The organism is Rhodococcus sp. PML026 (assembly GCF_000963615.1).
GTDB lineage: Bacteria > Actinomycetota > Actinomycetes > Mycobacteriales > Mycobacteriaceae > Rhodococcoides > Rhodococcoides fascians.
In genome coordinates, this window is record NZ_KQ031375.1 from 875,577 (window position 1) to 898,660 (window position 23,084).

Sequence of the window (23,084 nt, forward strand, 5' to 3'; positions counted from 1 at the left end):
GGTGTGGCTTCGAACCTGACTCAAACCCTGCTCGAGCCGATCCTGGCGGCAGACCCGGCCGGTCCCCGCATCACGTACTACGACGATGCCACCGGCGAGCGGGTCGAGGTGTCCGCCGTGACACTGGCGAATTGGGCGGCCAAGACTGCCAACCTGCTCCGTGACGAGTTCGCACTCGATCAGGGCGCGCGCGTGTGCGTGCTGTTGCCGGCGCACTGGCAGACCGCTGCCGTACTTCTGGGAATCTGGTGGACCGGCGGCGAGGTGGTGCTCGGTGCCGACGACTCCGCGGATCTCGCGCTGGTGTACGGCGACCGCCTCGACGACGCGCCCGACGTCGACGAAGTTCTGGCGCTCTCGCTCGATGCCTTCGGCAAGGCAGTCCCCGATCTGCCCCTCGGGATGACCGACTACGCCACCTCGGTTCGCGTACACGGTGACCAATTCAGGGCAACGGGATCCGGGGCCGCGGCATTGGACGGCCGCTCAGTGGACGACGTACTCGCCGCAGCGAGAGAACGCGCCGAGGCCCGTTCTCTTTCGGCCGCGGATCGAGTGTTGTCCAGTGCATCCTGGACCAACGCCGACGAGTTGATCGACGGACTGCTCTCGGTGCTCGCGGCCGGAGCGTCGTTGGTACAGGTGGCCAACTCCGACGAGAGCAAGAAGGAACGACGCATCGACACCGAAAAGGTCACGACGACCCTCGACTGACTTGTCTCCTCATCCGGTCGGGCGGTAGCCGCCGTCCGCGAGTCCCGCTTCGATCTCGAACCGATTGGCGCTGCCGCGGTGACGCGCTTCCTCGACGAGGTAGCGGAACGGAAAGGTCAGCCCGAACCTCGCCCACTGGTCGGCGTGAATCGCCTCGTGCCGCAGCACCCGACGGGCGGTGTTGTTCGCCGTCAGGTAGGCCCCACCGAATGTGGTTCCGCCGCGGCCGAATCCGCCGCGCAGGCCGGAACACACGAAGATCGAGAACTCGTCGTCGAAACGCGCCGTTCCGCCCCACAGCTGCGCGTAGCGCAGTGCCAGCCGGGTCACCGACACCGACTGCCACTTGCCGCGGCCGGCTCGTCGAATCTGCTCGCGCCGCGACGCCGCGGCACTCATCCCAGCAGCGTGGTTCGCAGTGCTGCGTCCTTGTCCAGCACCATGGCCTCGAGAGAGGCCTGGAAGGCCGACATCCGCTGCTGCAGAACAGGATCGGACGCACCCAGAATCCGTACAGCGAGCAGCCCCGCGTTGCGGGCACCGCCGATGGACACCGTGGCCACGGGAACGCCGGCGGGCATCTGCACTATCGAGAGCAGCGAATCCATACCGTCGAGGTACTTCAGCGGTACCGGCACCCCGATGACCGGCAATGGCGTCGCCGACGCCACCATGCCGGGCAGGTGCGCCGCTCCCCCGGCACCGGCGATGATCACCTTGATGCCACGACCGGCGGCCTCGCGGGCATAGTCGAGCATCCGCTGCGGGGTTCGGTGGGCCGAGACGACACCGACCTCGAACCGAATACCGAACTCGGCCAAGGCTTCTGCAGCGGCCTCCATCGTCGGCCAGTCGGAATCGCTGCCCATGATCAGGCCTACGACGGCGGTACCGGATTCGTCAGTCATGATGCGGGTCCCATCCGTCGGTCCATTCGGCGTGCGACATCCAATGCGCTGCACGTTCGGCTCGTTCACGTACGGCCGCCACGTAGGCCGGGTCGCCGAGCGATCCGGACCTCGCGCCCAGAATGTTCACGTGGCCGATCTTTCGGTCTTTCCGCTCGGTCTTGCCGTACAGGTGCACCTTGGCGTCGGGCATGCGCGCGAACAGGTGATGCAGGCGTTCGTCCATCGTCATCTCCGGCGCTTCGGGCGCACCCAGGATGTTCGCCATCACCGTCAACGGTGCCAGTGGATCGGTGTCACCCAGCGGGTAGTCCAGCACCGCACGCAGATGCTGCTCGAACTGCGAGGTGCGGCAGCCGTCCATGGTCCAGTGACCGGAGTTGTGCGGCCGCATGGCCAGCTCGTTCACCAGAAGCTTGCCCGAGGTGGTCTCGAACAGCTCGACCGCGAGGTCTCCGACGACGCCGAGGGCACCCGCGATATCGAGCGCCAGCCGACCGGCGTACGTGGCGACGTCCTCGTCCAGGTCGGGAGCCGGGGCCAGAACCACCGCGCATTGTCCGTGTCGTTGCACGGTCTGTACGACGGGCCACGCAGCACCCTGACCGAACGGCGATCGCGCGACCATCGCCGACAACTCGCGGCGCATGGCGACCTTCTCCTCGACCATGAGCGGCACACCGAGGTCGAGCTGGGCAGTGACGATCTCCTCGGCTTCCTCGGCGTCGGCGGGCATCCAGACACCGCGGCCGTCGTAGCCGCCGCGGACCGCTTTGAGGACAACCGGCCACCCGTGTTCGTCACCGAACGCAATGGCGTCCTGCGCCCACGACACCTCCGCGTACGCCGGTCCGGGTGCCCCCAGCTCTTCGAGCTTTCGACGCATGCGCAGTTTGTCCTGCGCGAAGATCAGCGCGCTCGGTGGCGGCTGGACGTTGACGCCCTCGGCGACCAGGGTCTCGAGGTGCTCGGTCGGCACGTGCTCGTGGTCGAAGGTCAGGGCGTTGGATCCGGTCGCGGCCGTGCGCAGCGCATCGAGGTCGTCGTGCAGCCCGAACACGACGTCGGGGCTCACCTGAGCCGCCGGCTCGTCTGCGCCCGCGGCGAGCACGCGCAGCGTTTGGCCGAGTTCGATGGCCGACTGATGGGTCATGCGGGCCAGCTGACCTCCGCCGATCATCGTCACGACGGGCATTCCGGTCGACGACGGGCGCGCAGCGGTGGGGCGCGGTTCGGTACCTGTCACGGCTCACCATGGTGTCATGTCCTGCCGGTTCGGGCCGAACCGGCAGTCGCACGGCGGTCGTCGTTGTCGCGAAGAACGTGGAAACACTGTCGTCGAGACTGTGGAAACGCTGATGAACAGAGCGTCGGTTCGCCGGATCGGGCGTTCGTTTCGTAGACTTCACCGTTGTGCCGACGATCGACAGCGTGCTTCAGCGCTTACCCAAGCCCATCAGGGACCTTGCGATCCGGCACAGCGAGTTGATCAAGTTCGCCATCGTGGGCGGTACGACGATGGTGTTCGACCTCGTCATCTTCTACTCGCTGAGCCTGACGGTGCTCGAGCAGAAGCCGGTGATCGCGAAGATCATCTCGGGCGTGCTCGCCACCCTGCTCAGCTATTTCCTCAACCGTGAGTGGGCCTTCAAGCACCGCGGCGGGCGCGAACGCCACCACGAAGCGCTTCTCTTCTTCGCCATCAGCGGCATTGGAGTGCTCATCGCCGCCGGTCCGCTGTGGATCGCGAACAACATCTTCGACATCCGCGACACCAACGAGTCGCTGACGATGGTGGTCGTCATCGACTTCGTGCTGAACTACATCATCGGCAACCTGCTCCAGATGGCGTTCCGCTTCTGGGCGCTGCGTCGCTTCGCTTTTCCCGAGGACAACGCGCGCACCATCCTGGAAGTGGACGCCGAGCGCAACGGGGATCCGACCGACGCATCGAACGCGCTCGACTGACCCCCAGTTCGGTCAGCGTGGTTCGCGCCGCGAGAGCGCGGGCGACGATTCGCGCCGAGCGGGCAGGAACACCGAGAACAGTGCCGGTCGTCTGCGCTGTAGTTCCAACCGTCCGCCGTCGGCCTCGATCAGGGCCCGGGCCAGCGCGAGACCGACTCCGGTCGAACCGGCTCCGGAGAATCCGCGGTCGAAGATGTGGGGTGCCAGTTCGTTGCTCACCCCTGGACCCTCGTCGGACACCTCGACACAGACCAGTTTCTCTCGCCGCCGGTCGGTCCCCTCGGCGGCGGACACGGCGCGCACTGCAACCGTGCAGGCACCGTCGCCGTGCACCAGAGAGTTGTCGACCAGTACCGACACGGCCTCGCGCAGACGCGAGCCGGTCACCGACGCCTGGAGGTCGGCGTCGCCCTTGAGCACCAGACTCCGACCTGCATCGTCGAAATTTCGCTGCCATTCGACCACCGTGCCGGTCAGTTCCTCGATGACCGATACCTCGTGCGCATCGGCGGCGCCGTCGCTGCGGGAGGAGCGGACGAGTTCGTCGATGGCCAGGGTCAACCGATCGACCTGATCCATCGCCTCGTTCGCCTCGTCGACCACCGCGGGGTCCGGATGGGTGGAGATCTCGTCCAATCGCAGCCGAACGGCGGTCAGGCGGCTACGAAGTTGATGCGAGACGTCGGCAACCAACGTGTGTTCGCGCTGCAGCCGCCCGGCGATCTCGACTGTGGCCGAGTCGAGAACCTCCGACACCCGGTCCAGCTCGGCAATGCCGTGCCGACGCGGATCCGGCCGAAAGTCGCCCTCGGCCAGTCGGGCGGCCCGCCGCGCGACGTCCTGCAACGGATCGGCCAGTCGCTTGGCGGTGAGCACGGCCACCACGGTTCCTGCCAGCGCGGACGCCAGGACCACCAGAGTCACCGCGCCGAGAGCCTGCCGCTGCAGTGAACGCATGTCGTCGGACGGTACTTCTAGTCGCAGTGATCCCGAGGTCCCCATCGACAACGATTCGACGAGTGGCCGGGGGACGGATGCCTGGCCGATGTCGGCACGGGACGCGGCGTCCTCCGGCGTCGGATAGATGACGACGAGGCGGCCACCCTGCGGAATCGCCAGACGCAGCGAACCGATGTCGAGTTGACCCTCGATCAGGCCGGCCGACCCCTCTTGCGAGATGATCTCCGCGGCCATTCGGTCGAGGCGCGCCTGCAGATCGTTTCGAGTGAAGTCCTCGACCCACAGCCAGGCCGTGTACATCAGCGGCAGCCCGAGCAGCAGGGCCGTCATGATGACGACAGCGAGAATGGAGACCAGGATTCGACGCCGCATCGACGACTAGTCGCTGTTGATGCGGAATCCGACACCGCGAACGGTCGCGATGCGACGCTCCGCCACCGGTCCTTCGTCGCCGATCTTGCGGCGCAACCAGGACATGTGCATGTCGAGTGTCTTGGATCCGCGCAACTCCGCGTCGCCCCACACCTCGCGCAGGATCACCTCCCGCGAGACCACCTGACCGGCGTGATCGAGCAGCACCTTGAGCAACTCGTATTCCTTGTTGGCCAGCGAGATCTCGGTACCTCCGACGAGCACCCGTCGGGCGGCCGGTTCGAGGCGAATGGCACCGACCTCGATCGGAACGTCCTCGCCGGCACCGCGTCGACGCAGGAGCGCTCGAACCCGAGCCATCAGCTCGGCGAGCCGGAACGGCTTGCCCACATAGTCGTCGGCACCGGCGTCGAGGCCGACGACGAAGTCGACCTCGTCCGTGCGCGCGGTGAGCATCAACACGGCCACCTCGGACCGGTTGGCGCGGACCTGACGGCACACTTCGAGGCCGTCCATTCCGGGCAGCCCCAGGTCCAGGATCAGCAAGTCGAATTTGCCGTCGAGAGCACGCTGTAGCGTGGCCGGCCCGGTCTGTTCGACGGTCACGGTGTAGCCCTCGCGCCCGAGGGCACGGGAGAGGGGTGCGGCGATAGCTTCGTCGTCTTCGGCAAGCAGAACATCGGTCACGTCGGCAACCCTACGGTTCGAATATGAGAACAGCCTGTGTTACCTGCGTTTCCCCGCGCGCCAACCGGGCTTGGACTCGGCCGGTGCATCGTCGGCCATCGGCTCGAATGCTCGGTCCCGATCGTGAACGGACTCGCGACGAAAGTCCATGGAGTCGAATACTTGCTGGTAGAGCAACGAATGGACGCGTTGCACCTGCGGAATGTCGTCGAACTCGAGTGGGTCGTCCGACGCCGACGCGATGATCAGGGTGCCGGTACCGAGCATCCTGTCCAGCAGCCCGTGTCGAAATTGCACGTTGCTGATGCGGCTCATGGGGATGTCGATTCCGGAATGCGTGAGCACACCCTGCCGAACGAGGACCCGACGATCGGTGACGATGAAGTGAGTGCACTTCCAGCTCACGAACGGAACCAGGCATCGCCACCCGACGATCGCTGCCCACACCACCAGCGCGGCGATCGTGGCCACATCGGCGGCCGTGGATTCGAGTCGGGCACCTGCGACACCGAGGGCGACGCCGGCGAGACCCGTGGCGAGCACGAACGTGATCGACGGCAGGATCAACATCTTCCAATGCGGGTGACGGTGAAGCAATAGCTCTTCCTCGTCGGCCAACGCATCCTGTGGGTAACCCACGTGCACTCCTGACTATTCGCGCCGGATCTGCCCGGGTGAAGATGGTCTCACGAGACAGGTCGGAGATGAGTGACGTCGCCGGCGGCCACCGCGAGAACCGAGGGCGATGCGGAGCCTGCACGTTCGACCTCGATCACGATCCGGCCGTGTTCGTCCACATCGACAGCGGTTCCCACTTCGTGCTCGCCGCCGGGCAGGTCGACACGCACTCGCTGTCCGATGGTGCCGCACCGATCTCTGTATCGGTGCGCCAGCGCCTCGGTATCCCAGTGCGCATCCCGCCACGAATCCACCTCGGCGGCCACCCCGCGCAGAATCGCACGCACCAGGGTGTCTCGATCGAGCACCGCGGCCTGTTCGAGCGCGAGTGACGTCGCCGTGGGCACCGGGAGCTCGGCCTCGGTCATCGAGACGTTCACTCCCAGGCCGATGACCACCGTCGGACTCGGCCCATGGGCGGCTACTTCGGCCAGAATGCCCGAGACCTTCCTACCGCCGATCAGAACGTCGTTCGGCCACTTCAACCGCGCATCGACCTCGGCCACGGTACGCAGCGCATCGACCAGAGCCACGCCGGTCATCAGCGGCAGCCAACCCAGCACCGCCGGGTCGATCCCCGGGAACTTCAGCAGCATCGACAGCAATATCTGCGATCGCGGAGCACCGGAGAACGGACGCGAGTGCCTACCCCGCCCGCTTCCCTGATGTTCGGCGATCAAGGCCGTCCGGTCCGCACGGTCTGCCGCCGCAGCGACGAGGTCAGCATTGGTCGAACCGGTCTCGGTCACCACGTCCACCCGAGACCACGAGGCCTGCGGTCCGTCCACCAAGGCTCGACGGAGTGCGCGGACGTCGAGCGGTGGGCGATCCAGATTGGTCCACATGACCACCAGCATATGGGTTCGGCGCCAACCGACGTCGGCTCGTGAACCACCCTCGGTCGGGGCGCAGATCACACTCGCAGTTAAAGTGTTGCCCCATGACCAGCGTCCAGGATTCCACTGCACCCGGGTCGGCAGATGCACCCGATATCCATACCACTGCGGGTAAATTGGCCGATCTTCGTAAACGTCTGGGGGCTGCGGAGATGCCGTCGGGTGAGGCGGCGGTGGAGCGGGTCCACGCGAAGGGCAAGTTGACCGCGCGGGAGCGGATCACCGCCCTGCTCGACGAGGGCTCGTTCGTCGAACTCGATGCGTTGGCGCGGCACCGATCACAGAATTTCGGGTTGGGGGACAATCGCCCCTTCGGTGACGGTGTCGTCACCGGCTACGGCACCGTCGACGGCCGTGATGTGTGCGTGTTCTCCCAGGACGCGACCGTCTTCGGCGGCAGTTTGGGGGAGATCTACGGCGAGAAGATCGTCAAGGTGATGGACCTGGCGATCAAGACCGGACGGCCGTTGGTGGGCATCAACGAAGGCGCCGGGGCCCGCATCCAGGAAGGGGTGGTCTCCCTCGGGTTGTACGGGGAGATCTTCCACCGCAACGTCCGCGCATCCGGGGTGATCCCACAGATCTCGCTGATCATGGGCCCCGCCGCCGGCGGACACGTCTACTCACCCGCCCTGACCGATTTCGTGGTCATGGTCGATGGCACCAGTCAGATGTTCGTCACCGGCCCCGATGTCATCAAGACCGTCACCGGGGAGAACGTGACGATGGAAGAGCTCGGTGGCGCGCACACCCACATGGAGAAGTCCGGTGTCGCGCACTACGTCGCGTCCGGGGAGCAGGACGCCCTCGACTACGTCCGCGACCTCCTGTCGTATTTGCCGTCGAACAATCGGGCCGATGCCCCGCGGACGGTGGCGTCGGATCCGATCGTCGGGGCGATCGAGGATTCGTTGACGGCGGAGGACCTCGAACTCGACACTCTGATTCCGGATTCGCCGAACACTCCGTACGACATGCACGAGGTGATCCGCCGGATCCTCGACGACGACGAATTCCTCGAAGTCCAGGAGGGTCGGGCCCGCAACATCATCGTCGGGTTCGGGCGGATCGACGGCCGGTCGGTGGGGATCGTGGCCAATCAGCCCACACAGTTCGCCGGCACGTTGGATATCGATGCCTCGGAGAAAGCAGCCCGGTTCGTCCGCACCTGTGATTGTTTCAACGTTCCGATCATCACGTTGGTCGATGTGCCGGGGTTCCTGCCCGGGACGGGCCAGGAATACAACGGCATCATCCGGCGTGGAGCGAAGTTGTTGTATGCCTACGGGGAGGCGACGGTCGGGAAGATCACCGTCATCACCCGTAAAGCCTATGGCGGGGCGTACGACGTGATGGGCTCCAAGCACATGGGTGCCGACGTCAATTTGGCGTGGCCGACGGCGCAGATCGCGGTGATGGGGGCCTCGGGTGCGGTCGGGTTCGTCTACCGCAAGCAGTTGCTCGAGGCCGCGAAGAACGGTGAGGACGTCGATGCGTTGCGGCTGACGTTGCAGCAGCAGTACGAGGACACGCTGGTCAACCCGTACGTCGCTGCCGAACGTGGATATCTCGATGCGGTCATCCCGCCCAGTCACACCCGCGGGCAGATCGTGACCGCGTTGCGGCTGCTCGAACGCAAACAAGTGACCCTGCCCCCGAAGAAACACGGAAACATCCCACTATGAGCGAAGCGAAGCATGACGCAGTGAGCGGCGAATCAAAGCATGACGTCGTGAACGACGGTCAGGCCGTTGCCGATTCAGGCATGTCCGCGGCAATTCGGGTCGTCAAGGGCAATCCGGACGACGAGGACGTGGCGGCTTTGGTGGCGGTGTTGACTGCGGCGCAGAACGATTCGGCATCGAGCGCGGATTCCCGGCCTCGGGAATTGTGGGGTGCACCGTCGTCGATGCATCGCGGCTTCGCGGCGCAGTCGGCGTATTCGTACGCCGCGTCGGGCCGATACTCGCGGTGACGGTGCCGCCCGGGACGACCCGGGCCGATTCGGTACGACTCGTTCTGGCGTCGGCGTCACCTGCTCGCCTCGGGGTTCTTCGTAGTGCCGGCGTGGAGCCGATCGTCCGGGTGTCGGGAGTCGACGAGGACGCGGTGACGGCCGAACTGGGGCCGTCCGCGTCCGCCGCCACCGTGGTCACCGAACTTGCGCGGGCCAAGGCCGCCGCAGTCGCCGAGACGTTCTCGGATTCTTCGGCGGATCTGGTGATCGTCGGGTGTGATTCGATGCTGTCGATTGCCGGTGAGCTGCACGGTAAACCGCACACCGTCGAGGTGGCCCGTGAGCGTTGGCGGACCATGGCCGGGTCGACCGGGGCGCTGTTGACCGGTCATGCCGTTCTGCGAGTGACCGCCGGAGTCGTGGTGGCGCAGGCTGCAGCGCACAGCTCGACGACGATTCGTTTCGCAACCCCGTCTGCAGTCGATCTCGACGCGTATCTGGCGTCCGGCGAACCTCTGCAGGTTGCGGGAGCTTTCACGCTCGACGGTCTCGGCGGCTGGTTCGTCGACAGCATCGAGGGTGATCCCTCGTCGGTGATCGGCATCGGCTTGCCGCTGGTTCGTACTCTTCTCGAGCGGGTGGGTACGTCGCTTGCCGACCTCTGGGACGGCTCGCCGGACGACCCGATCGGGATCTGACCGGCGAGACCTACCTCAGGGCAACAGATCGATCAGCTCGCGAGCCCAGTCCTCGGCCATTGCCTTGGGCTTGATGTTCGACGAGCTGTCGTGCCGAGCGTGGGTGCCGACCTGCTTCGCACCGAGCTCGGTGAGCTTTTCGGCGATGATCTCGCCGCCGCGGTTGAAGGTGTCCTCGTATACCTTGTCTCCCAGACCGAAGACTGCGAACTGCAGTCCTGCGAGGTCGGGGGCATCCTCGACGAGTGCCTCGTAGAACGGCTCCGCGCCGGTGGGGAGCTCTCCGTCACCGTAGGTGGAGCAGATGACGACGTGGAAGTCGTCCGTGTCGATGTCGGAGACCTCGTACTCGAGCATGTCTCGCACCTCGGCATCGTGATCACCGAGCACGTCCGCGATCTTGTCGGCGACCTCCTCGGCCGTACCGGTCTCGGACCCGAACAACACGACCACTGCCATGGATCGCTCCCCTTTCTCACATGCGCTCGAACACTCGAACAGTCGCAAAAGCATAGCCGTACCGGGGATCCCGCCGAAAATCCGCGTACGCCCGATGTTGTGATTTGTCTCGAGGTCACCAGAATTCGGGAGTCAGGCCCCAGTTCGTGTACTCGGCCTCGACCAGCCCACGCAGGTGCTCCTTGCTGGGGAACGCGTCCGGGTCGAGACCGGTGACGCACAGCGTCGCGCGGTCACCCGAGTCGTTCCACCAGGCACTGACCCCGCCGGCGGTGCGACGGAGCAACGCCACATCGGTGTTCTGGGTGATCGACCGCATCGCCACTGCCGCGGCGTCGACGCCTCCGATGGTGCGCAGTCGCGTGCCCCGATCGCCGAGGTTCGAGCACAGGCACAGCGGTGCCGAGCCCGATGCCGCCAGCTTGGCGACGACGACGTCGGGCAACACCTGCATCAGTGGTTTGAGCAGCTCGAACACCGATGTCATCGTACTGTCGGCCTGGTCGGTGAACGCCTGCTTGCTCGATGCGCGGATGGCCGTCAGATCGTCGCGGTAGCCCTGTCCCCCGTCGACGTGAATGGACACCCCGGACGTCGCGTTGGCGCGACTGTCTCCGGGTGTTCGGGTGCTGACAGGAAGGGCCACCCTTACCCGGTCCTGCGGACCGACGCGTCCACTCGCGGTGAGAATGCCGAGCACGACCGCGACAAGGAGACTGTTCGAGCTCCCGCCCCTGCTCGCTGCGGCCGCGGCCCAGTCCCCCGATGCGCAGTCGACGACCACCGTGCTCGGTACCCACTTGCCTTCTCGCGCCGCGGTGACGGCCCGAGCACGGCTCGGCGTCGGGCCGGGTGCCGTGGAGCCCGCTGCTACCTCGTCGGACGAGGTTCGCGAACGTACCGCGTCCACTGCCGTACGTCCGAGCGCTCGCGCCACCCCGGACAATGCCGCACCGATCTGTCCGACGCCGTCCGCGATGTCGGCACGTACCGACGACCGCGGGGGAACGTGGTCGAGCCCGCCGCGAACGAAGTCGTCCGGAGTCGCCCGACCGGCGAGAGCTGCCGCCGCCGCAGAGGTCAGGGCACCGCCGTCACCGACCACGTGCGATCCGACGAGAGAGACCACCATGCCGCCGCCGTCGACCGAGGTCGCCGACAAACGCCACGCAGGTCCGTCGATGGGGTCCAGCGTCACCGCTGCCTCGTTCTCGATCCACAGATCGATGCCGTCCCGGGCGATCGCGTGTCCGATGACGACCGGGTCGGCGGGCGTGCGCGCCGTGATCCAGCCGTCCCGGGCACCGGGCACCGCCGAGCGTCGTACGGAGCGATCCAACGGGCCGGTAGCAAGCAACTGCCACATGGATCCGAGTGCGTCGAGCGGGACGTCCGAGTCGAACCGCCACACGATCTGATTGACCACCGGCACTCCGAGTACGCACTCCATGCGCAGGAACAGGTCGTCGTCGTACGTCAATCTCTCCACCACGAGAGACTATCCCTGCCCGCCCACGTAGGTGGAACGGCCGCAAATGTGTTTCTCGCCATATGTTTTCGTATCGGCTCGGTTCGGCCGGTGCTGATAGGTTGGGGCTCTTCCCCACGCCGACACGTCTGCGAGTGCGCCTGTGAAGTTCGTGATGCCGTTCAACGGAAGCCGAGGCGACGTGACCCCCGGTATCGCTCTCGGGCTCGAACTCGCAGAGCGCGGGCACGACGTGCTGTTCGGTGCCCCACCCAATCTCACCGATGTCGTGTCTGCTGCCACGGCATCCTCCGAACGCATCGAGGTTCAGCCGTTCGGGCCCGACACGCAGCAGCTGTTGGAGTCCGATCTGGTCAGAGTGCGTATCAAGTCTCGAAACCCGCGGACCCGCTTTGCTGCGCTGTCCGAGCTGGCTCATCACGGCTGGGACGACATGACGTCCGAGCTGAACCGAATGGCGGCAGGGTGCGACGGAATCGTCACCGGCTCGCTCGGTCAGGAGATGGCTCTGAACGTGGCCGAAGCGCACGGCACAGCGTTTGTGTCCCTGCACTACTGCCCCCTCAGGCGCAACGATGCAGTGTCGATCACACCGGGCGTGAACCTACCTGCCGTCGTCAATCGGTCGATGTGGGCGGCCCTCGAGGCACTGCGCTGGAAGTCGATGAAGAAGCGCGACAACGCGCAGAGGGCATCACTGGGTTTGCCTCCCACCACGGAGTCGACGCCCGTGAGGTCGGCGCGCTACGGCGGTATCGAGATTCAGGCCTACGAATCGGCGCTGTTCCCCGGGCTTGCCCGACAGTGGGGCCCGCTACGCCCGTTCGTCGGCTTCATCGGCCTGGTCGACGGAGTCACCGAGACGGATCCCGCGTTGCGCCGATGGCTCGACGCAGATACTGCGCCAGTGTATTTCGGCTTCGGCAGCATGCCGGTGCCCGAACCGGCTGCACTGATGCGCATGATCGACAACGTCACCGATCGACTGGGCGTGCGCGCCCTGGTCTGCGCGGGCTGGAGCGATCTGCTGGAGTCCGATTCAGCCGTCCATCGATCGAACCCGAACGTCTTCGTCGTGAAATCGGTCGATCACGCGACGGTCTTTCCGCGCTGCCTGGCCGCGGTTCATCACGGCGGCGCCGGGACGACTGCAGCCTCGGCACGAGCCGGGCTGCCGACCCTGGTGTGCTGGTTCAGCGCCGACCAACCGTTCTGGGGATCGGCGCTGCGGCGCGTAGGAGCCGGGTCGAGCACGAAGTTCTCGACGTTGACCGAATCCGTTCTACAGCAGGGCATTTCCGATCTCATGACCGAAGACGCCCGGCTGGCCGCGCGAGCGCTTGCCGATACGATGACGCCTGCTCGAACGGCGACGGCCGCTGCCGCCGACATCACCGAAGCAGCAGCGCGCGACCGCTGACCCACTCACCAGAAGCGTGCCGAGAGTCCCCATCTCCGAAGCGCCTCGGTCAGGTGTTCACGCAGTATGTGCTCGTCCGGGCATCGGTCGGGGTCCATGGCGTGGACGGTCACGGTCACACTGGTGCCGGTCTCGCTCGACCATGCGGTCAGACCGCCGTCGAGCGAACGAGCGAAGTCGGCGTCGGCTCCGGCGAACGTCGCTCGACCGGACACCGCTCGGGCAGCGATCCCCGCCACCGTCGTGAAGTCGTCGGGAAGAGAACCGAGGTTCGACGCCAGCCCTTCGGCACCGTCGCGGGGCTGCGGCACTCGTGCGACCACCGCGTCGGGCAGCATTTGAACCAGTGCCTGGGACAGGCCGCCCGGAGCGGCACCGGCGGCCTGAGCAGCGGCGAAAGCCGTGAAGGCCGATTTACTGGCGGCGCGGATCGGGCGGAGGTCCAGATCGGTCGGGTCGGCGATCGGCACGTCGATCTTGACGATCTTGGTGGCGTTGGACCGTGTGTCGGATGCGTCGCCGCGATCACTGACGGGCAGGGACCACTGCACCGTGTCTCCCACCGAAGCACGGCCGGCGAGTCCGGACGCAGCAGTCAGGACCGCCACGAACAGCGAATTGGATGTTCCTCCCCAGCGTTCCGCGGTCGATCGCCATGCATCGGCGTCCACCTCGGCAACCACGTGCGGGGATGTCCAGTCCGCCGCAGCCGCTCGCTCGGGTGCTGCCCGGTGTGGTTTCGGCCTCGACTGGGTGGCACCGGCAGGCTCGGAGCGTCCGGACAGAGGCAGAGCCTGCACCGCCGCGTTCACCAGCCATCCACCCGCGGACCGAATTTGCTCGACGGCGTCACCGAAGTCGGAAGCGAGGGCCTCGAGGCCGCCCGGGGCGGAGGAGACACGGGACGCGACGGAGTCGGAGTTCGCCGCACGGAATGCAGCGATCAAGGCGCCACCGTCGGCGACCATGTGCGAGGCGACCAACGACAGCACCATGCCGCCGTCGCTCAGTCTCGTCGCCGCGAGTTGCCAACCCAATCCGGTCTCGGGGTCGATATCGGGATCGATCCGGCCGTCCGCCCATTGCCGCACCATCGAGGGGTCTGTGAATTCTGGATGAAAATCCAGTGAATGAGAGGCGGCCGACGGCACCCACCGATCTCGGGCCGTCGGAATTGCCGATGCCACCACCCTGCGTGCAAGCAGACCGTCGGACAGGTTGTCACGCAGTCTTTCCAGGTCTTCTCGCTGCACGACATCATCGAACCACCACAGGAACTGGTTGTAGACGGGAAATCCGATGCCGTGGTGCATTCGCAAGAAAAGGTGATCGGCAAATCCAATTCGAGTCACGCGCCGAACCTACTACATCGAAAGAAACGGGAAGGTGGTGCTGTTTCTCGTCGGGCGATTCATTCAATGTTTGCAATAGGTGCCATTCCACCGAGCGGACGCGCGAATGTGACTCCGGTCTCGGGGTGCCGGTCCGGCCCGAGGTCTGGGTTCCGAGCCCGTCACCCGGATCGGCTCTCTCGAATCATCGGGCCCTGACGTGCGGTTACGCCGGAATCGCAATGCAGATGTGTGCGAGAATCAGTTTTCCGACCGATGTTCCACCCGTCGGTCAACCCCCTCGACAGTGACAAGAATTACTTTTACGCGTCGCGAAATAGTTTCGCTTTCGCCCTATTGTGAGTGCCGTACTCACGTCGACCGGACGGCGACTCCACGGTCCGTCGAATAGTTGTTCTTTCAATGTCGAAAGCATTGCGAGTGCACCCGATAAAAGCGAGCCGGACCGACGACTTCCGCCGTTACATCCACCACTCGACCGTAATCGAATGCCGATAGACACCACTACTGCCGAATACCGCTGGCCGAGCCCGGAACGGAAGAGGACACCATGGAATACACCGAACTCGCCGACTATCCACTTCCCGCCGGACGCTTGACCGAGTGGGTTCCCCGCGTCGACGACGATCAGTGGGCTCTCGATTCCCGCGGGCTGTCGTTCACGCACGAGGACCATTGCGAGCGCAGCGCGCCGGGCTCCTGGATCGGCACGGTATTCGAGATCCATCGTCGCTACGACGTCGAGGCCGTACGCCGCACCATCGCCGCGTACATGGGTCGGCACGAGGCGTTCCGAACCAAGGTTCGTCGTGACGACCAGTCCGGTTCGTGGCAGCGCTTCACCGCACCGGTCGACGCCGTGCAGGTGACATATCGCCCACACGCGGAGTCGCGATCGGAAACTCAGGTGTTCGGCCATCTGCAGTCGTGGTTCGGCGACACCGTGTCTCCGACGGCATGGCCGCATTTCGTTCTCGCCACCATCGAACCCGACGACGCGTCCCGCACTCTCGCCGGTGGGCCCGAGGAATCGTTCCTGCTCGCCTTCGCGGCCGATCATTCGGTCATGGACGCATACAGCCAGATCTATGCGATCAACGAGATCGACCGGCTGTACGCGCAGGCCCTCGACGGCATCGACCCGGAATTGCCCGAGGTGGGTAGTTACGTCGACTTCAGTCAGTCCGAACGGGCACTCGGCGACACCCTGACGGCGGATCACGGTGCCGTGCGAACGTGGCAGGACTTCCTCGCTGTCGAGGACGGCCGCTTCCCGGCTTTCCCGCTTCCGTTGGCGGGCGACCGGCCCCGCGCCGACACCGGCCCTGCGCCCCAGAGCAGCATCTCGTCGTGGCTTCTGACCTCCGAACAGTCGGACGGCTTCAATGCGGCGTGCCGCGCTGCCGGATACAACATGCAGGCCGGAATTCTTGCGGCGCTCGCATTGACGAATGCTCGCCTGTCCGGCAGTCGGTCTCTGCGCACGGTGATGCCGATGCACACCCGCGATGAGCAGAAGTGGGCCGCGTCGGTGGGGTGGTACGTCGGCATTCTTCCGATGGGAATCCAGCTCGACAACGCCTGCACCTTCGTCGAGGCACTCGAGGCCGCGGCTACCGCGGGCGCTGCGAACAAGGGCCTGGCCCGTATGCCGTACTCGAAGATCGCCAAGATCCTCGACTCCACCGAAATTCCCCGGTTCGTGGTCTCGTACATCGACCTGCGGTTCCTGCCCGACGCCGCCCAGTGGCAGGGGCGCAAGGGGCGGGCGCTCAGGAGCAACTGCCACGCCGACGACGAGGTCTACTTCTGGGTCAATCGCACGCTCGAAGGGCTCAACATCTCGGCCCGCTTCCCCAGTTCGGATGTCGCGTCGACCAATGTCCATCGGTTCATCACCGAGTTCGTCGCGGTTCTGACGGCGGTCATCGACTCCGACGGCGGTAGCGATACGGTGCTCGCGGCGGCCCCGCCGTCGGTCGTTGTCGCCGCAGAATGAGCGTAGACGCAGAATAGGCGTGGACGCAGGAGAAGTGGATGCGCAGAGGACGGAGACGGCGGCGTAGGCAGCCGGTACGTTCCGTCCACTGCGCCCCGACCGGAAGAGTGAAGCGAACATGATCATCACCGCAATGGGCCGCTGGAACCCCGCGCCCGGCCGACTGCTCGAGTGGCATCCCACCGCGGCCGCACAGGCGAGCGCCGCTGCGGCACCGATCGATTCGACTCCACCGTCGTTTCTTCAGGAAGACCACCTGAAGGCAGCGTGGGCAGCTCGCGCACGTGGCGACGTGCACACGGCGTACACCGGGGTGGCCACCGAGATCGACGGCGACATCGACACCGAGGCGATGAGCCGTGCGCTGACTGCGTACGTGCTGCGGCACGAGGGTCTGCGGTGCTGGTTCGAGGTGGACGGCACCGACGTGGTTCGACACCTCGGCGGCCCGGAAGTTGCTCGTTTCGATACCGTCGACGCAGGTGAGACATCCGACGACGAGCAGTTCCAACACTATGTGCGGCAGCGCTTCTCGACCGAGGCCACCGCCGACATCTGGCCGGGGTTCGTCGTCGGAGTGGTATCGAGGCCGGGCAGCTTCACGTTGTACTACGGTGCCGATCACGCGTTCACCGATGGTGGTTCACAGGCTCTGGTCATCAGCGAACTGGCCGATCTGTACGCGATCGAGATCGGGGCGGATGTTCCGCAACCGGCTTCGGCGGGAAGTCACCTCGAGTACGCCGCCGACGAGCGCGCCCGCGCTGCGACGTTCGGTGCAGACTCCCCCGAGATCGCCGCGTGGCGTGACATCTTCACCAGGCACGAGGGCCGTATGCCTCGGTTCCCCCTCGATCTGGGGCTTGCACCCGGCGAACGCGCCCCGGTCCGAATCGTCGAACGCCACCTGTTGGACCGAGAACTGACGGCAGCGTTCGATGCCGCGTGCAAGGCCGCCGGCGCACGGATGAGCAGTGGAATCTTCGCCGCCGTCGGCATCACCGACTTCGAGCTCGCGGGGAACGCGGAGTACTTCGGAATCACGGTGCTGAGCACTCGCCACCACGGTGACTACGGACAATCCCAGGGTTGGTTCGTCAACTTCGCGCCGGTCGCGTTCGACATCGCCGGTCACGAGCGCTTCTCCGACGTCGCCGGCCCGGCGCACGAGGGTTTCGAGCGGGCCAAGCAGATCGCCGAAGCACCGGTCCATGCGGTACTCGGCGCTCTCGCCGCAGACGGCACGCTCGGAAGCGAACTCGCCGTGAGCCCGAACATGCTCTCGTACATCGACTTTCGCTGGTTCCCCGGCGTCGGGCGAGATGCGGACACTCGTGCCAAGCATTTCACCGGCGAGGGCGCGACCTCCAACGCGTCGATGTGGATCAACCGCGACGGTGAGCATCTGTATCTGGTGGCGCAGACCCCCGACACGGCCGTCGCTGCCGAATCGGTCGAGCGGTACCACGCACACCTGGCATCGGTACTGGAAAAGATCGCGCGCACAGGCGATTACGTACTGACGCCCGGTTCGGTTCAGGAGCGGGTCGGTGCGGGTCACCTCGATCACTGAGTACCATCCCGCGGCCGGTGTCGTCGTCGAATTCACTGCCGACGTCACCGGGGATGCACAACGGTCCCCGATTCCACCGTCGTTCAATCAACGGTTTCATCTGGGCGATCTGGGCGAGGCTCGGCGAGTATGGATCGCGGGCACGTTCGACGTGCCCGGCCGCATCGATGTCGACGCTCTCGCGTGGGCGTTCACTCGACTGATCGACCGACACGACACTCTGCGCAGCTCGTTCGTCCAGGCGACCGACGGCCTGGACAGGATGCTTCATCGCCCCGGTTCGGTCGAGATCGCGGCGTCGAACCGGACCGAATTCGATTGCCCGACCGAGCTACGTGAGCATCTCCGCCGAATACTCGAGTTACGTTGCGACGCACGACGGTTCCCGTCGTACACGTGCGTCGCGATCGACCGGCCGGACGTCTCGACGGTGGTCTGCGCATTCGACCACTCGAACGTCGACGCGCTGTCGATCGCGGTGACCGTGGACGAGGTTCGTGCCTGGTACGACGCGTACCGGCGCTGCCCGTCGAGTCCGAACATCGAGCTGAGTCCGGTGGGAGGATTCGTCGACTACTGCCGTATCGAAGCAACCGAGCCGGCAGTGGATCGCCATGACGAGCGCATGGTGCGGTGGTCGGAATTCCTTGTTCGGTGCGGTGGTACGACGCCGAGTTTTCCGTTCGACCTGGGACTGGCGGACGGTGAGACTGCTACGCAGGCAACCCTTGTCGCGCCGATCCTCGGTGCCGACCGCACTGCCGAGTTCGAGCGCCTGTGTACTCGGTCGGGCGGCGGGATGTTCGCCGGGGTCGTGGCTGCGATCGGTCAGGCCTGCGCCGCCATCGGCGGACCGCGGCAGATACCGTTCCTGTTCCCTCTGCACACCCGTCACGAGGATCGGTTCCGGCGGGCACTGGGCTGGTTCACCACCAACGCCCCGATGACCGTGGACGTCGGCGACGTGCTCGTCGACACGATCGCCGCGGCCCAACGGGAGTTTCGTGCTGCGCTACCGCTGAGCACAGTGCCCATCCCCCAGGTGTTGGCATCCCTCGGAGACACGTTCACCCTCTCGCGAAACGACGTGTTCATGGTGTCGTACATCGACTACACCAGAATCGAGGGCCACCGCGGACTCGAAGAATCCAACGCACACCACGTCAGCAACGCGACGGTGTCCGACGACGCGCAGTTCTGGGTGTCGCGGACAACCTCGGGTCTGGCTCTGCGGGCACGTTTTCCCGACACCGTCCTCGCGCACTCGGTCATGACTGCGTTCAGCGGCGCGCTGGTCGCGCTGCTGGCCGAGGCGACCGACCAGGCCACCACAACGGCCCTGACACGCTGAGACAGTACCGACGCAGCGCTCTGTGCCTGCGGCTCCCGCCACTCGGTGGCGGTACGGCATAGGATTGTCGACGGAGACCGTTCACCCCCGAGCGGGCCGCCAGCCGAATATCTTCCGTAGGAGCCGATACGTGCCTGTACCAACCGATTCCAACGCAATGTTCGCCGACTACGCGCATCCGGATCGTCTCGTATCCACCGAATGGCTGTCCGCTCATCTCGGTACGCCCGGGCTCCGTGTCGTCGAATCCGACGAGGACGTGTTGCTCTACGACGTCGGCCACATTCCCGGCGCGGTCAAGATCGACTGGCACCTCGACCTGAACGACCCAGTCACGCGCGACTACATCGACGGCGAACAGTTCTCGAAACTGATGAGCCGCAAGGGCATTTCACGTGACGACACAATCGTCGTGTACGGCGACAAGAGCAATTGGTGGGCCGCCTACGCACTGTGGGTGTTCACCCTGTTCGGACACCAGGACGTGCGGCTGCTCGACGGCGGACGTGATGCCTGGTTGTCCGAGAATCGCGACACCACACTCGATGTCCCTGAGTTTCCGGCGACCGACTACCCCGTCGTCGAGCGGAACGATGCACCGATCCGCGCATTCGCCTCGGACGTGCTCGGAGTTCTCGGCTCCGTGCCTCTGATCGACGTACGCTCCCCCGCGGAGTACACCGGCGAACGCACCCACATGCCCGACTACCCGGAGGAAGGTGCGCTGCGCGGCGGCCACATCCCCACCGCCGTCAGCATCCCGTGGGCCAAGGCAGCAGCACCGGACGGTCGATTCCGCTCACGCGCAGAACTGGACGAGATCTACGCCGAGACTTCGGCAACCGACGAGGTCATCGCGTACTGCCGCATCGGCGAGCGGTCGAGCCATACCTGGTTCGTGCTGACGCATCTGCTCGGGTACGAGTCCGTCCGCAACTACGACGGCTCGTGGACCGAGTGGGGCAATGCTGTGCGCGTTCCGATCGCCCGGGGCGAGGAGCCCGGATCGGCACCGGCCGCTCGATGAGTTCCCTTCCAGAATCGTTGGCCGAGATCGTCGAGGATTTCGCCGCAGTCGAGGGCCAGGACAAACTGCAGCTCCTGCTCGAATTCAGCCGGGAACTACCCCCGTTGCCGGATCACCTGGCCCAGGATGCGATGGAGCCGGTCCCCGAATGTCAGTCGCCGTTGTTCCTGTCGGTCGATGCATCCGATCCCGCCCGGATCGAGCTGTACTTCAGCGCGCCGCCGGAGGCTCCGACGACTCGCGGGTTCGCCTCGATCCTGGCGCAGGGGCTCGACGGTCTCAGCGCACAGGAAATCCTCGACGTTCCGGACGATTTCTACTCGGCTCTCGGATTGAGCGATGCGGTGAGCCCCCTGCGCCTCCGAGGGATGTCGGCGATGCTTGCACGTATCAAGAGGCACCTGCGCTGACCTCGTGTTCGGCAGCGCCCGGCCTTCGTCTTGATCGATACACGCCGCCGTCGGTAGACTTCGGTAGTGGGCATCGTCGCCCGCTGTCCGAACAATCCCCCGAATGCGTCTGACGAAGGCTGGTTGCTGCCGATATGGAGTTCACCGAGTTGGCGGACTACGCGGTTCCCGCGGGCACGCTCACCGAATGGATTCCCAGTGTCGGCCCACACGCCCACACTCCCGAAGCCGCCGGGTGGCAGCCCGACCCTCGCCCGACGTCCTACGTCCACGAGGCGCACCTGCGTACCAGCCTGAGCAGCCCTCGCCGCGGACGCGAGTCGTGGCTCGGCGCGGCGTTCGAGATTGCCGGTCCCCTGGACAAGCACGCTTTCCGGCGGGCGGTGCTGAACTGGATCGACAGACACGAAGCCATGCGGTCGAGCGCATCGATCGACGAGGCCACCGGTGAGATGACCCGGGTGACCGCCGCGCAGGGAGCCGTCGACATCTGGCAGGTCGAGCAGGAACGGTGTGCGCAGTCGAGTGAGGTCTTCGAGCATCTGCAATATCTCTTCGACGAGTTCACCTCGCCCCTGATCTGGCCCGCCTACGCGTTCGTCACTCTCGAACCACTGGACGAGACGCGGCCGATCACCGTCTTCTTCGCAGCAGATCACTCGATCATCGACGGCTTGTCCACTGTCCTGGTCGCCCACGAGATCGCGGCCCTGTACGGCGAGGAGCTGGGCGGGGCACCGGCCGCCCTGTTCGAGGCCGGCAGCTATCTCGACTTCGGGTCCTCCGAACGCGAGCGAAACGCCGAGTTGGAACATTCGCACGAGGCCGTCGCGATCTGGCGCGATCTGCTGATCGACGGGGACGGCCAGCTGCCCGACTTCCCGCTCGACATCGGTGATCCCAGCCCGGACGACGTACCTCAGGGCGGGCTCTCTGCTTGGGTGCTCGACCCCGAGCAAGCCGATTCGTTCTCGGTCGCGTGCCGAAAGACCGGGAACAGTCTGTTCGCCGGATTACTGGGGGTCCTGGCCATCACCGGTGCCGAGCTGGGCGGGGGCACCCAATTTCGGACTGTCACCCCGGTACACACCCGGGACGAGCCGCAGTGGGCGTCGGCACTGGGGTGGTTCGTCGGACTGTGTCCCATCTCGTTCGACATCGCCGGCGCGGAGTCGTTCGGCTCGGTCGTGGCCGCAGCATCGGCCGAGGTGAAGAAGACCAAGCCGATTGCGCGGGTTCCGCTCGATCGGGTGTTCACCACCCTCGGCTACTCGGCCAGGCCACGTTTCGTCGTCTCGTTCATGGATGTGCGGTTCGCGCCGGCAGCAGAGCACTGGCCGGATTGGAACGCGCGTGCGCTGCGCAGCAAGCAGTACCAACACGACGTGTACATCTGGATCAACCGCACACCTCAGGGAATCAACATCGCGGCTCGCTATCCCAACACCGAGCTCGCAACTGCCCGGGTACACGAATACATAGGCACCTTTCGCGCCCTGCTGACCGAGGTGGCCGACACCGGTACCGCCTCCTTCTCTGCCGCAACGTCCCAGCATCCCGATCCCGGGCACTCCGATACCGGGCGGATCGCTACCAGCCAGTAGTCCCATCCTGTCGCCCTGGACGCGCCGCAGCGGCCTGGACCGATTGCAGCGACGACCGAGTCGGTGCTTAGACTCCGACGTGACGTTCGTGACGATGGATGCGAAAAACACATCTGTAGGAGGCTCAGTGCCCAGCCATGCCAGTGCTCAGATCACCAAGGTTCTTGTTGCCAATCGTGGTGAGATCGCGGTTCGGGTGATCCGGGCGGCCGCTGATGCCGGGCTGGCCAGTGTCGCTGTGTACGCCGAACCCGACGCCGACGCCCCGTTCGTCCGCCTGGCCGACGAAGCATTCGCACTCGGCGGACAAACCTCCGCGGAGTCGTACCTGGTCATCGACAAAATCCTCGATGCCGCCGCCAAATCCGGAGCCGACGCCATCCACCCCGGCTACGGATTCCTCTCCGAGAACGCCGACTTCGCCCAAGCTGTCATCGATGCAGGACTGATCTGGATCGGACCGTCCCCGCAGTCCATCCGCGATCTCGGCGACAAGGTCACCGCCCGCCACATCGCCGCCCGCGCCAAAGCCCCCTCGGTCCCCGGCACCTCCGAACCGGTC

23 protein-coding genes are annotated in these 23,084 nt (G+C 65.7%); 13 read left to right on the top strand and 10 right to left on the bottom strand.

Annotated features, from left to right (window positions below):
- The first annotated feature begins 3 nt into the window (after window positions 1-3).
- A complete protein-coding gene (locus VF34_RS19570) occupies window positions 4-714 on the top strand; it encodes a TIGR03089 family protein (protein ID WP_032372701.1) in 711 nt (236 codons plus the stop codon).
- A gap of 9 nt (window positions 715-723) precedes the next feature.
- Here the strand turns inward: VF34_RS19570 and VF34_RS19575 are convergent, their stop codons facing one another.
- From VF34_RS19575 to VF34_RS19585, 3 genes are read right to left on the bottom strand one after another with little or no spacing between them, the layout of a single operon-like run.
- Window positions 724-1,113 carry a hypothetical protein gene (locus VF34_RS19575; protein ID WP_032372702.1) on the bottom strand — a complete coding sequence of 130 codons (390 nt, stop codon included), beginning with the start codon at window positions 1,111-1,113 and terminating at the stop codon, window positions 724-726.
- The gene (gene purE / locus VF34_RS19580) at window positions 1,110-1,622 is read right to left on the bottom strand and encodes a 5-(carboxyamino)imidazole ribonucleotide mutase (RefSeq protein ID WP_027496487.1); all 513 of its coding nucleotides are present in this window, start codon (window positions 1,620-1,622) and stop codon (window positions 1,110-1,112) included. Before purE ends, VF34_RS19575 begins: the two co-directional genes overlap by 4 nt.
- Window positions 1,615-2,868 carry a 5-(carboxyamino)imidazole ribonucleotide synthase gene (locus VF34_RS19585; protein ID WP_027496486.1) on the bottom strand — a complete coding sequence of 418 codons (1,254 nt, stop codon included), beginning with the start codon at window positions 2,866-2,868 and terminating at the stop codon, window positions 1,615-1,617. Before VF34_RS19585 ends, purE begins: the two co-directional genes overlap by 8 nt.
- A 167-nt stretch (window positions 2,869-3,035) precedes the next feature.
- On the opposite strand from VF34_RS19585, the gene VF34_RS19590 reads away from it, so the two are divergent.
- Entirely contained in the window at window positions 3,036-3,590 is a 555-nt protein-coding gene (locus VF34_RS19590; protein ID WP_032366285.1) for a GtrA family protein, read from the top strand.
- Between the two features lie 12 nt (window positions 3,591-3,602).
- Here the strand turns inward: VF34_RS19590 and VF34_RS19595 are convergent, their stop codons facing one another.
- From VF34_RS19595 to VF34_RS19610, 4 genes are read right to left on the bottom strand one after another with little or no spacing between them, the layout of a single operon-like run.
- Window positions 3,603-4,922, bottom strand: coding sequence for a sensor histidine kinase (locus VF34_RS19595; RefSeq protein WP_027496485.1), 1,320 nt, complete (start codon window positions 4,920-4,922; stop codon window positions 3,603-3,605).
- A gap of 6 nt (window positions 4,923-4,928) precedes the next feature.
- The gene (locus VF34_RS19600; RefSeq protein WP_027496484.1) at window positions 4,929-5,609 is read right to left on the bottom strand and encodes a response regulator transcription factor; all 681 of its coding nucleotides are present in this window, start codon (window positions 5,607-5,609) and stop codon (window positions 4,929-4,931) included.
- A 39-nt stretch (window positions 5,610-5,648) separates the two neighbouring features.
- Window positions 5,649-6,248: a PH domain-containing protein gene (locus VF34_RS19605; RefSeq protein ID WP_032372887.1), complete on the bottom strand. Its 600-nt coding sequence runs from the start codon at window positions 6,246-6,248 to the stop codon at window positions 5,649-5,651.
- A 47-nt stretch (window positions 6,249-6,295) separates the two neighbouring features.
- The gene (locus VF34_RS19610) at window positions 6,296-7,132 is read right to left on the bottom strand and encodes a biotin--[acetyl-CoA-carboxylase] ligase (protein WP_032372888.1); all 837 of its coding nucleotides are present in this window, start codon (window positions 7,130-7,132) and stop codon (window positions 6,296-6,298) included.
- Window positions 7,133-7,227: 95 nt separating this feature from the next.
- Between VF34_RS19610 and VF34_RS19615 the strand changes: the two genes are divergently transcribed.
- The 3 genes from VF34_RS19615 to VF34_RS19625 are packed head-to-tail and all read left to right on the top strand — an operon-like array spanning window position 7,228 to window position 9,838.
- Entirely contained in the window at window positions 7,228-8,868 is a 1,641-nt protein-coding gene (locus VF34_RS19615) for an acyl-CoA carboxylase subunit beta (protein WP_032372703.1), read from the top strand.
- A 20-nt stretch (window positions 8,869-8,888) separates the two neighbouring features.
- A complete protein-coding gene (locus VF34_RS19620; protein WP_032372704.1) occupies window positions 8,889-9,158 on the top strand; it encodes an acyl-CoA carboxylase epsilon subunit in 270 nt (89 codons plus the stop codon).
- Window positions 9,159-9,160: 2 nt separating this feature from the next.
- Window positions 9,161-9,838 carry a Maf family protein gene (locus VF34_RS19625; protein ID WP_045841971.1) on the top strand — a complete coding sequence of 226 codons (678 nt, stop codon included), beginning with the start codon at window positions 9,161-9,163 and terminating at the stop codon, window positions 9,836-9,838.
- Window positions 9,839-9,853: 15 nt separating this feature from the next.
- Here the strand turns inward: VF34_RS19625 and VF34_RS19630 are convergent, their stop codons facing one another.
- Window positions 9,854-10,297 carry a flavodoxin domain-containing protein gene (locus tag VF34_RS19630; protein WP_027496480.1) on the bottom strand — a complete coding sequence of 148 codons (444 nt, stop codon included), beginning with the start codon at window positions 10,295-10,297 and terminating at the stop codon, window positions 9,854-9,856.
- Between the two features lie 115 nt (window positions 10,298-10,412).
- Window positions 10,413-11,786, bottom strand: a complete 1,374-nt coding sequence (locus VF34_RS19635; RefSeq protein WP_032372891.1) for a hypothetical protein — start codon at window positions 11,784-11,786, stop codon at window positions 10,413-10,415.
- A gap of 142 nt (window positions 11,787-11,928) precedes the next feature.
- On the opposite strand from VF34_RS19635, the gene VF34_RS19640 reads away from it, so the two are divergent.
- Window positions 11,929-13,206, top strand: coding sequence for a glycosyltransferase (locus VF34_RS19640; protein WP_032372705.1), 1,278 nt, complete (start codon window positions 11,929-11,931; stop codon window positions 13,204-13,206).
- A 5-nt stretch (window positions 13,207-13,211) separates the two neighbouring features.
- Here the strand turns inward: VF34_RS19640 and VF34_RS19645 are convergent, their stop codons facing one another.
- The gene (locus tag VF34_RS19645) at window positions 13,212-14,558 is read right to left on the bottom strand and encodes a hypothetical protein (protein ID WP_052061691.1); all 1,347 of its coding nucleotides are present in this window, start codon (window positions 14,556-14,558) and stop codon (window positions 13,212-13,214) included.
- Between the two features lie 550 nt (window positions 14,559-15,108).
- Between VF34_RS19645 and VF34_RS19650 the strand changes: the two genes are divergently transcribed.
- From VF34_RS19650 to VF34_RS19680, 7 genes are all read left to right on the top strand, one after another.
- Entirely contained in the window at window positions 15,109-16,557 is a 1,449-nt protein-coding gene (locus tag VF34_RS19650; RefSeq protein WP_032372707.1) for a condensation domain-containing protein, read from the top strand.
- Window positions 16,558-16,675: 118 nt separating this feature from the next.
- Window positions 16,676-18,130 (top strand): condensation domain-containing protein, encoded by a 1,455-nt coding sequence (locus VF34_RS19655; protein ID WP_032372708.1) that lies wholly within the window; start codon window positions 16,676-16,678, stop codon window positions 18,128-18,130.
- On the top strand, window positions 18,108-19,481 hold the full coding sequence (locus VF34_RS19660) for a condensation domain-containing protein (protein ID WP_045841892.1): 1,374 nt from the start codon (window positions 18,108-18,110) through the stop codon (window positions 19,479-19,481). Before VF34_RS19655 ends, VF34_RS19660 begins: the two co-directional genes overlap by 23 nt.
- 157 nt (window positions 19,482-19,638) lie before the next feature.
- Window positions 19,639-20,508, top strand: a complete 870-nt coding sequence (locus VF34_RS19665) for a sulfurtransferase (protein WP_371828127.1) — start codon at window positions 19,639-19,641, stop codon at window positions 20,506-20,508.
- Window positions 20,505-20,918, top strand: coding sequence for a SufE family protein (locus tag VF34_RS19670; protein WP_027496472.1), 414 nt, complete (start codon window positions 20,505-20,507; stop codon window positions 20,916-20,918). The genes VF34_RS19665 and VF34_RS19670 overlap by 4 nt, the downstream gene beginning before the upstream one ends.
- A 134-nt stretch (window positions 20,919-21,052) precedes the next feature.
- Window positions 21,053-22,522 (top strand): condensation domain-containing protein, encoded by a 1,470-nt coding sequence (locus VF34_RS19675; protein WP_032372711.1) that lies wholly within the window; start codon window positions 21,053-21,055, stop codon window positions 22,520-22,522.
- Window positions 22,523-22,649: 127 nt separating this feature from the next.
- A partial coding sequence (locus tag VF34_RS19680) for a biotin carboxylase N-terminal domain-containing protein (protein WP_331386608.1) occupies window positions 22,650-23,084 on the top strand: 435 nt, incomplete at its 3' end.

Excerpts from the sequence above, each read along its gene's own strand:
- VF34_RS19675 (WP_032372711.1), top strand. The coding sequence starts at position 21,053 with ATGGAGTTCACCGAGTTGGCGGACTACGCGGTTCCCGCGGGCACGCTC.
- VF34_RS19575 (WP_032372702.1), bottom strand. The coding sequence starts at position 1,113 with ATGAGTGCCGCGGCGTCGCGGCGCGAGCAGATTCGACGAGCCGGCCGC.
- VF34_RS19665 (WP_371828127.1), top strand. The coding sequence starts at position 19,639 with ATGTTCGCCGACTACGCGCATCCGGATCGTCTCGTATCCACCGAATGG.
- purE (WP_027496487.1), bottom strand. The coding sequence starts at position 1,622 with ATGACTGACGAATCCGGTACCGCCGTCGTAGGCCTGATCATGGGCAGC.
- VF34_RS19630 (WP_027496480.1), bottom strand. The coding sequence starts at position 10,297 with ATGGCAGTGGTCGTGTTGTTCGGGTCCGAGACCGGTACGGCCGAGGAG.
- VF34_RS19650 (WP_032372707.1), top strand. The coding sequence starts at position 15,109 with ATGGAATACACCGAACTCGCCGACTATCCACTTCCCGCCGGACGCTTG.
- VF34_RS19610 (WP_032372888.1), bottom strand. The coding sequence starts at position 7,132 with ATGTGGACCAATCTGGATCGCCCACCGCTCGACGTCCGCGCACTCCGT.
- VF34_RS19655 (WP_032372708.1), top strand. The coding sequence starts at position 16,676 with ATGATCATCACCGCAATGGGCCGCTGGAACCCCGCGCCCGGCCGACTG.
- VF34_RS19670 (WP_027496472.1), top strand. The coding sequence starts at position 20,505 with ATGAGTTCCCTTCCAGAATCGTTGGCCGAGATCGTCGAGGATTTCGCC.
- VF34_RS19615 (WP_032372703.1), top strand. The coding sequence starts at position 7,228 with ATGACCAGCGTCCAGGATTCCACTGCACCCGGGTCGGCAGATGCACCC.
- VF34_RS19595 (WP_027496485.1), bottom strand. The coding sequence starts at position 4,922 with ATGCGGCGTCGAATCCTGGTCTCCATTCTCGCTGTCGTCATCATGACG.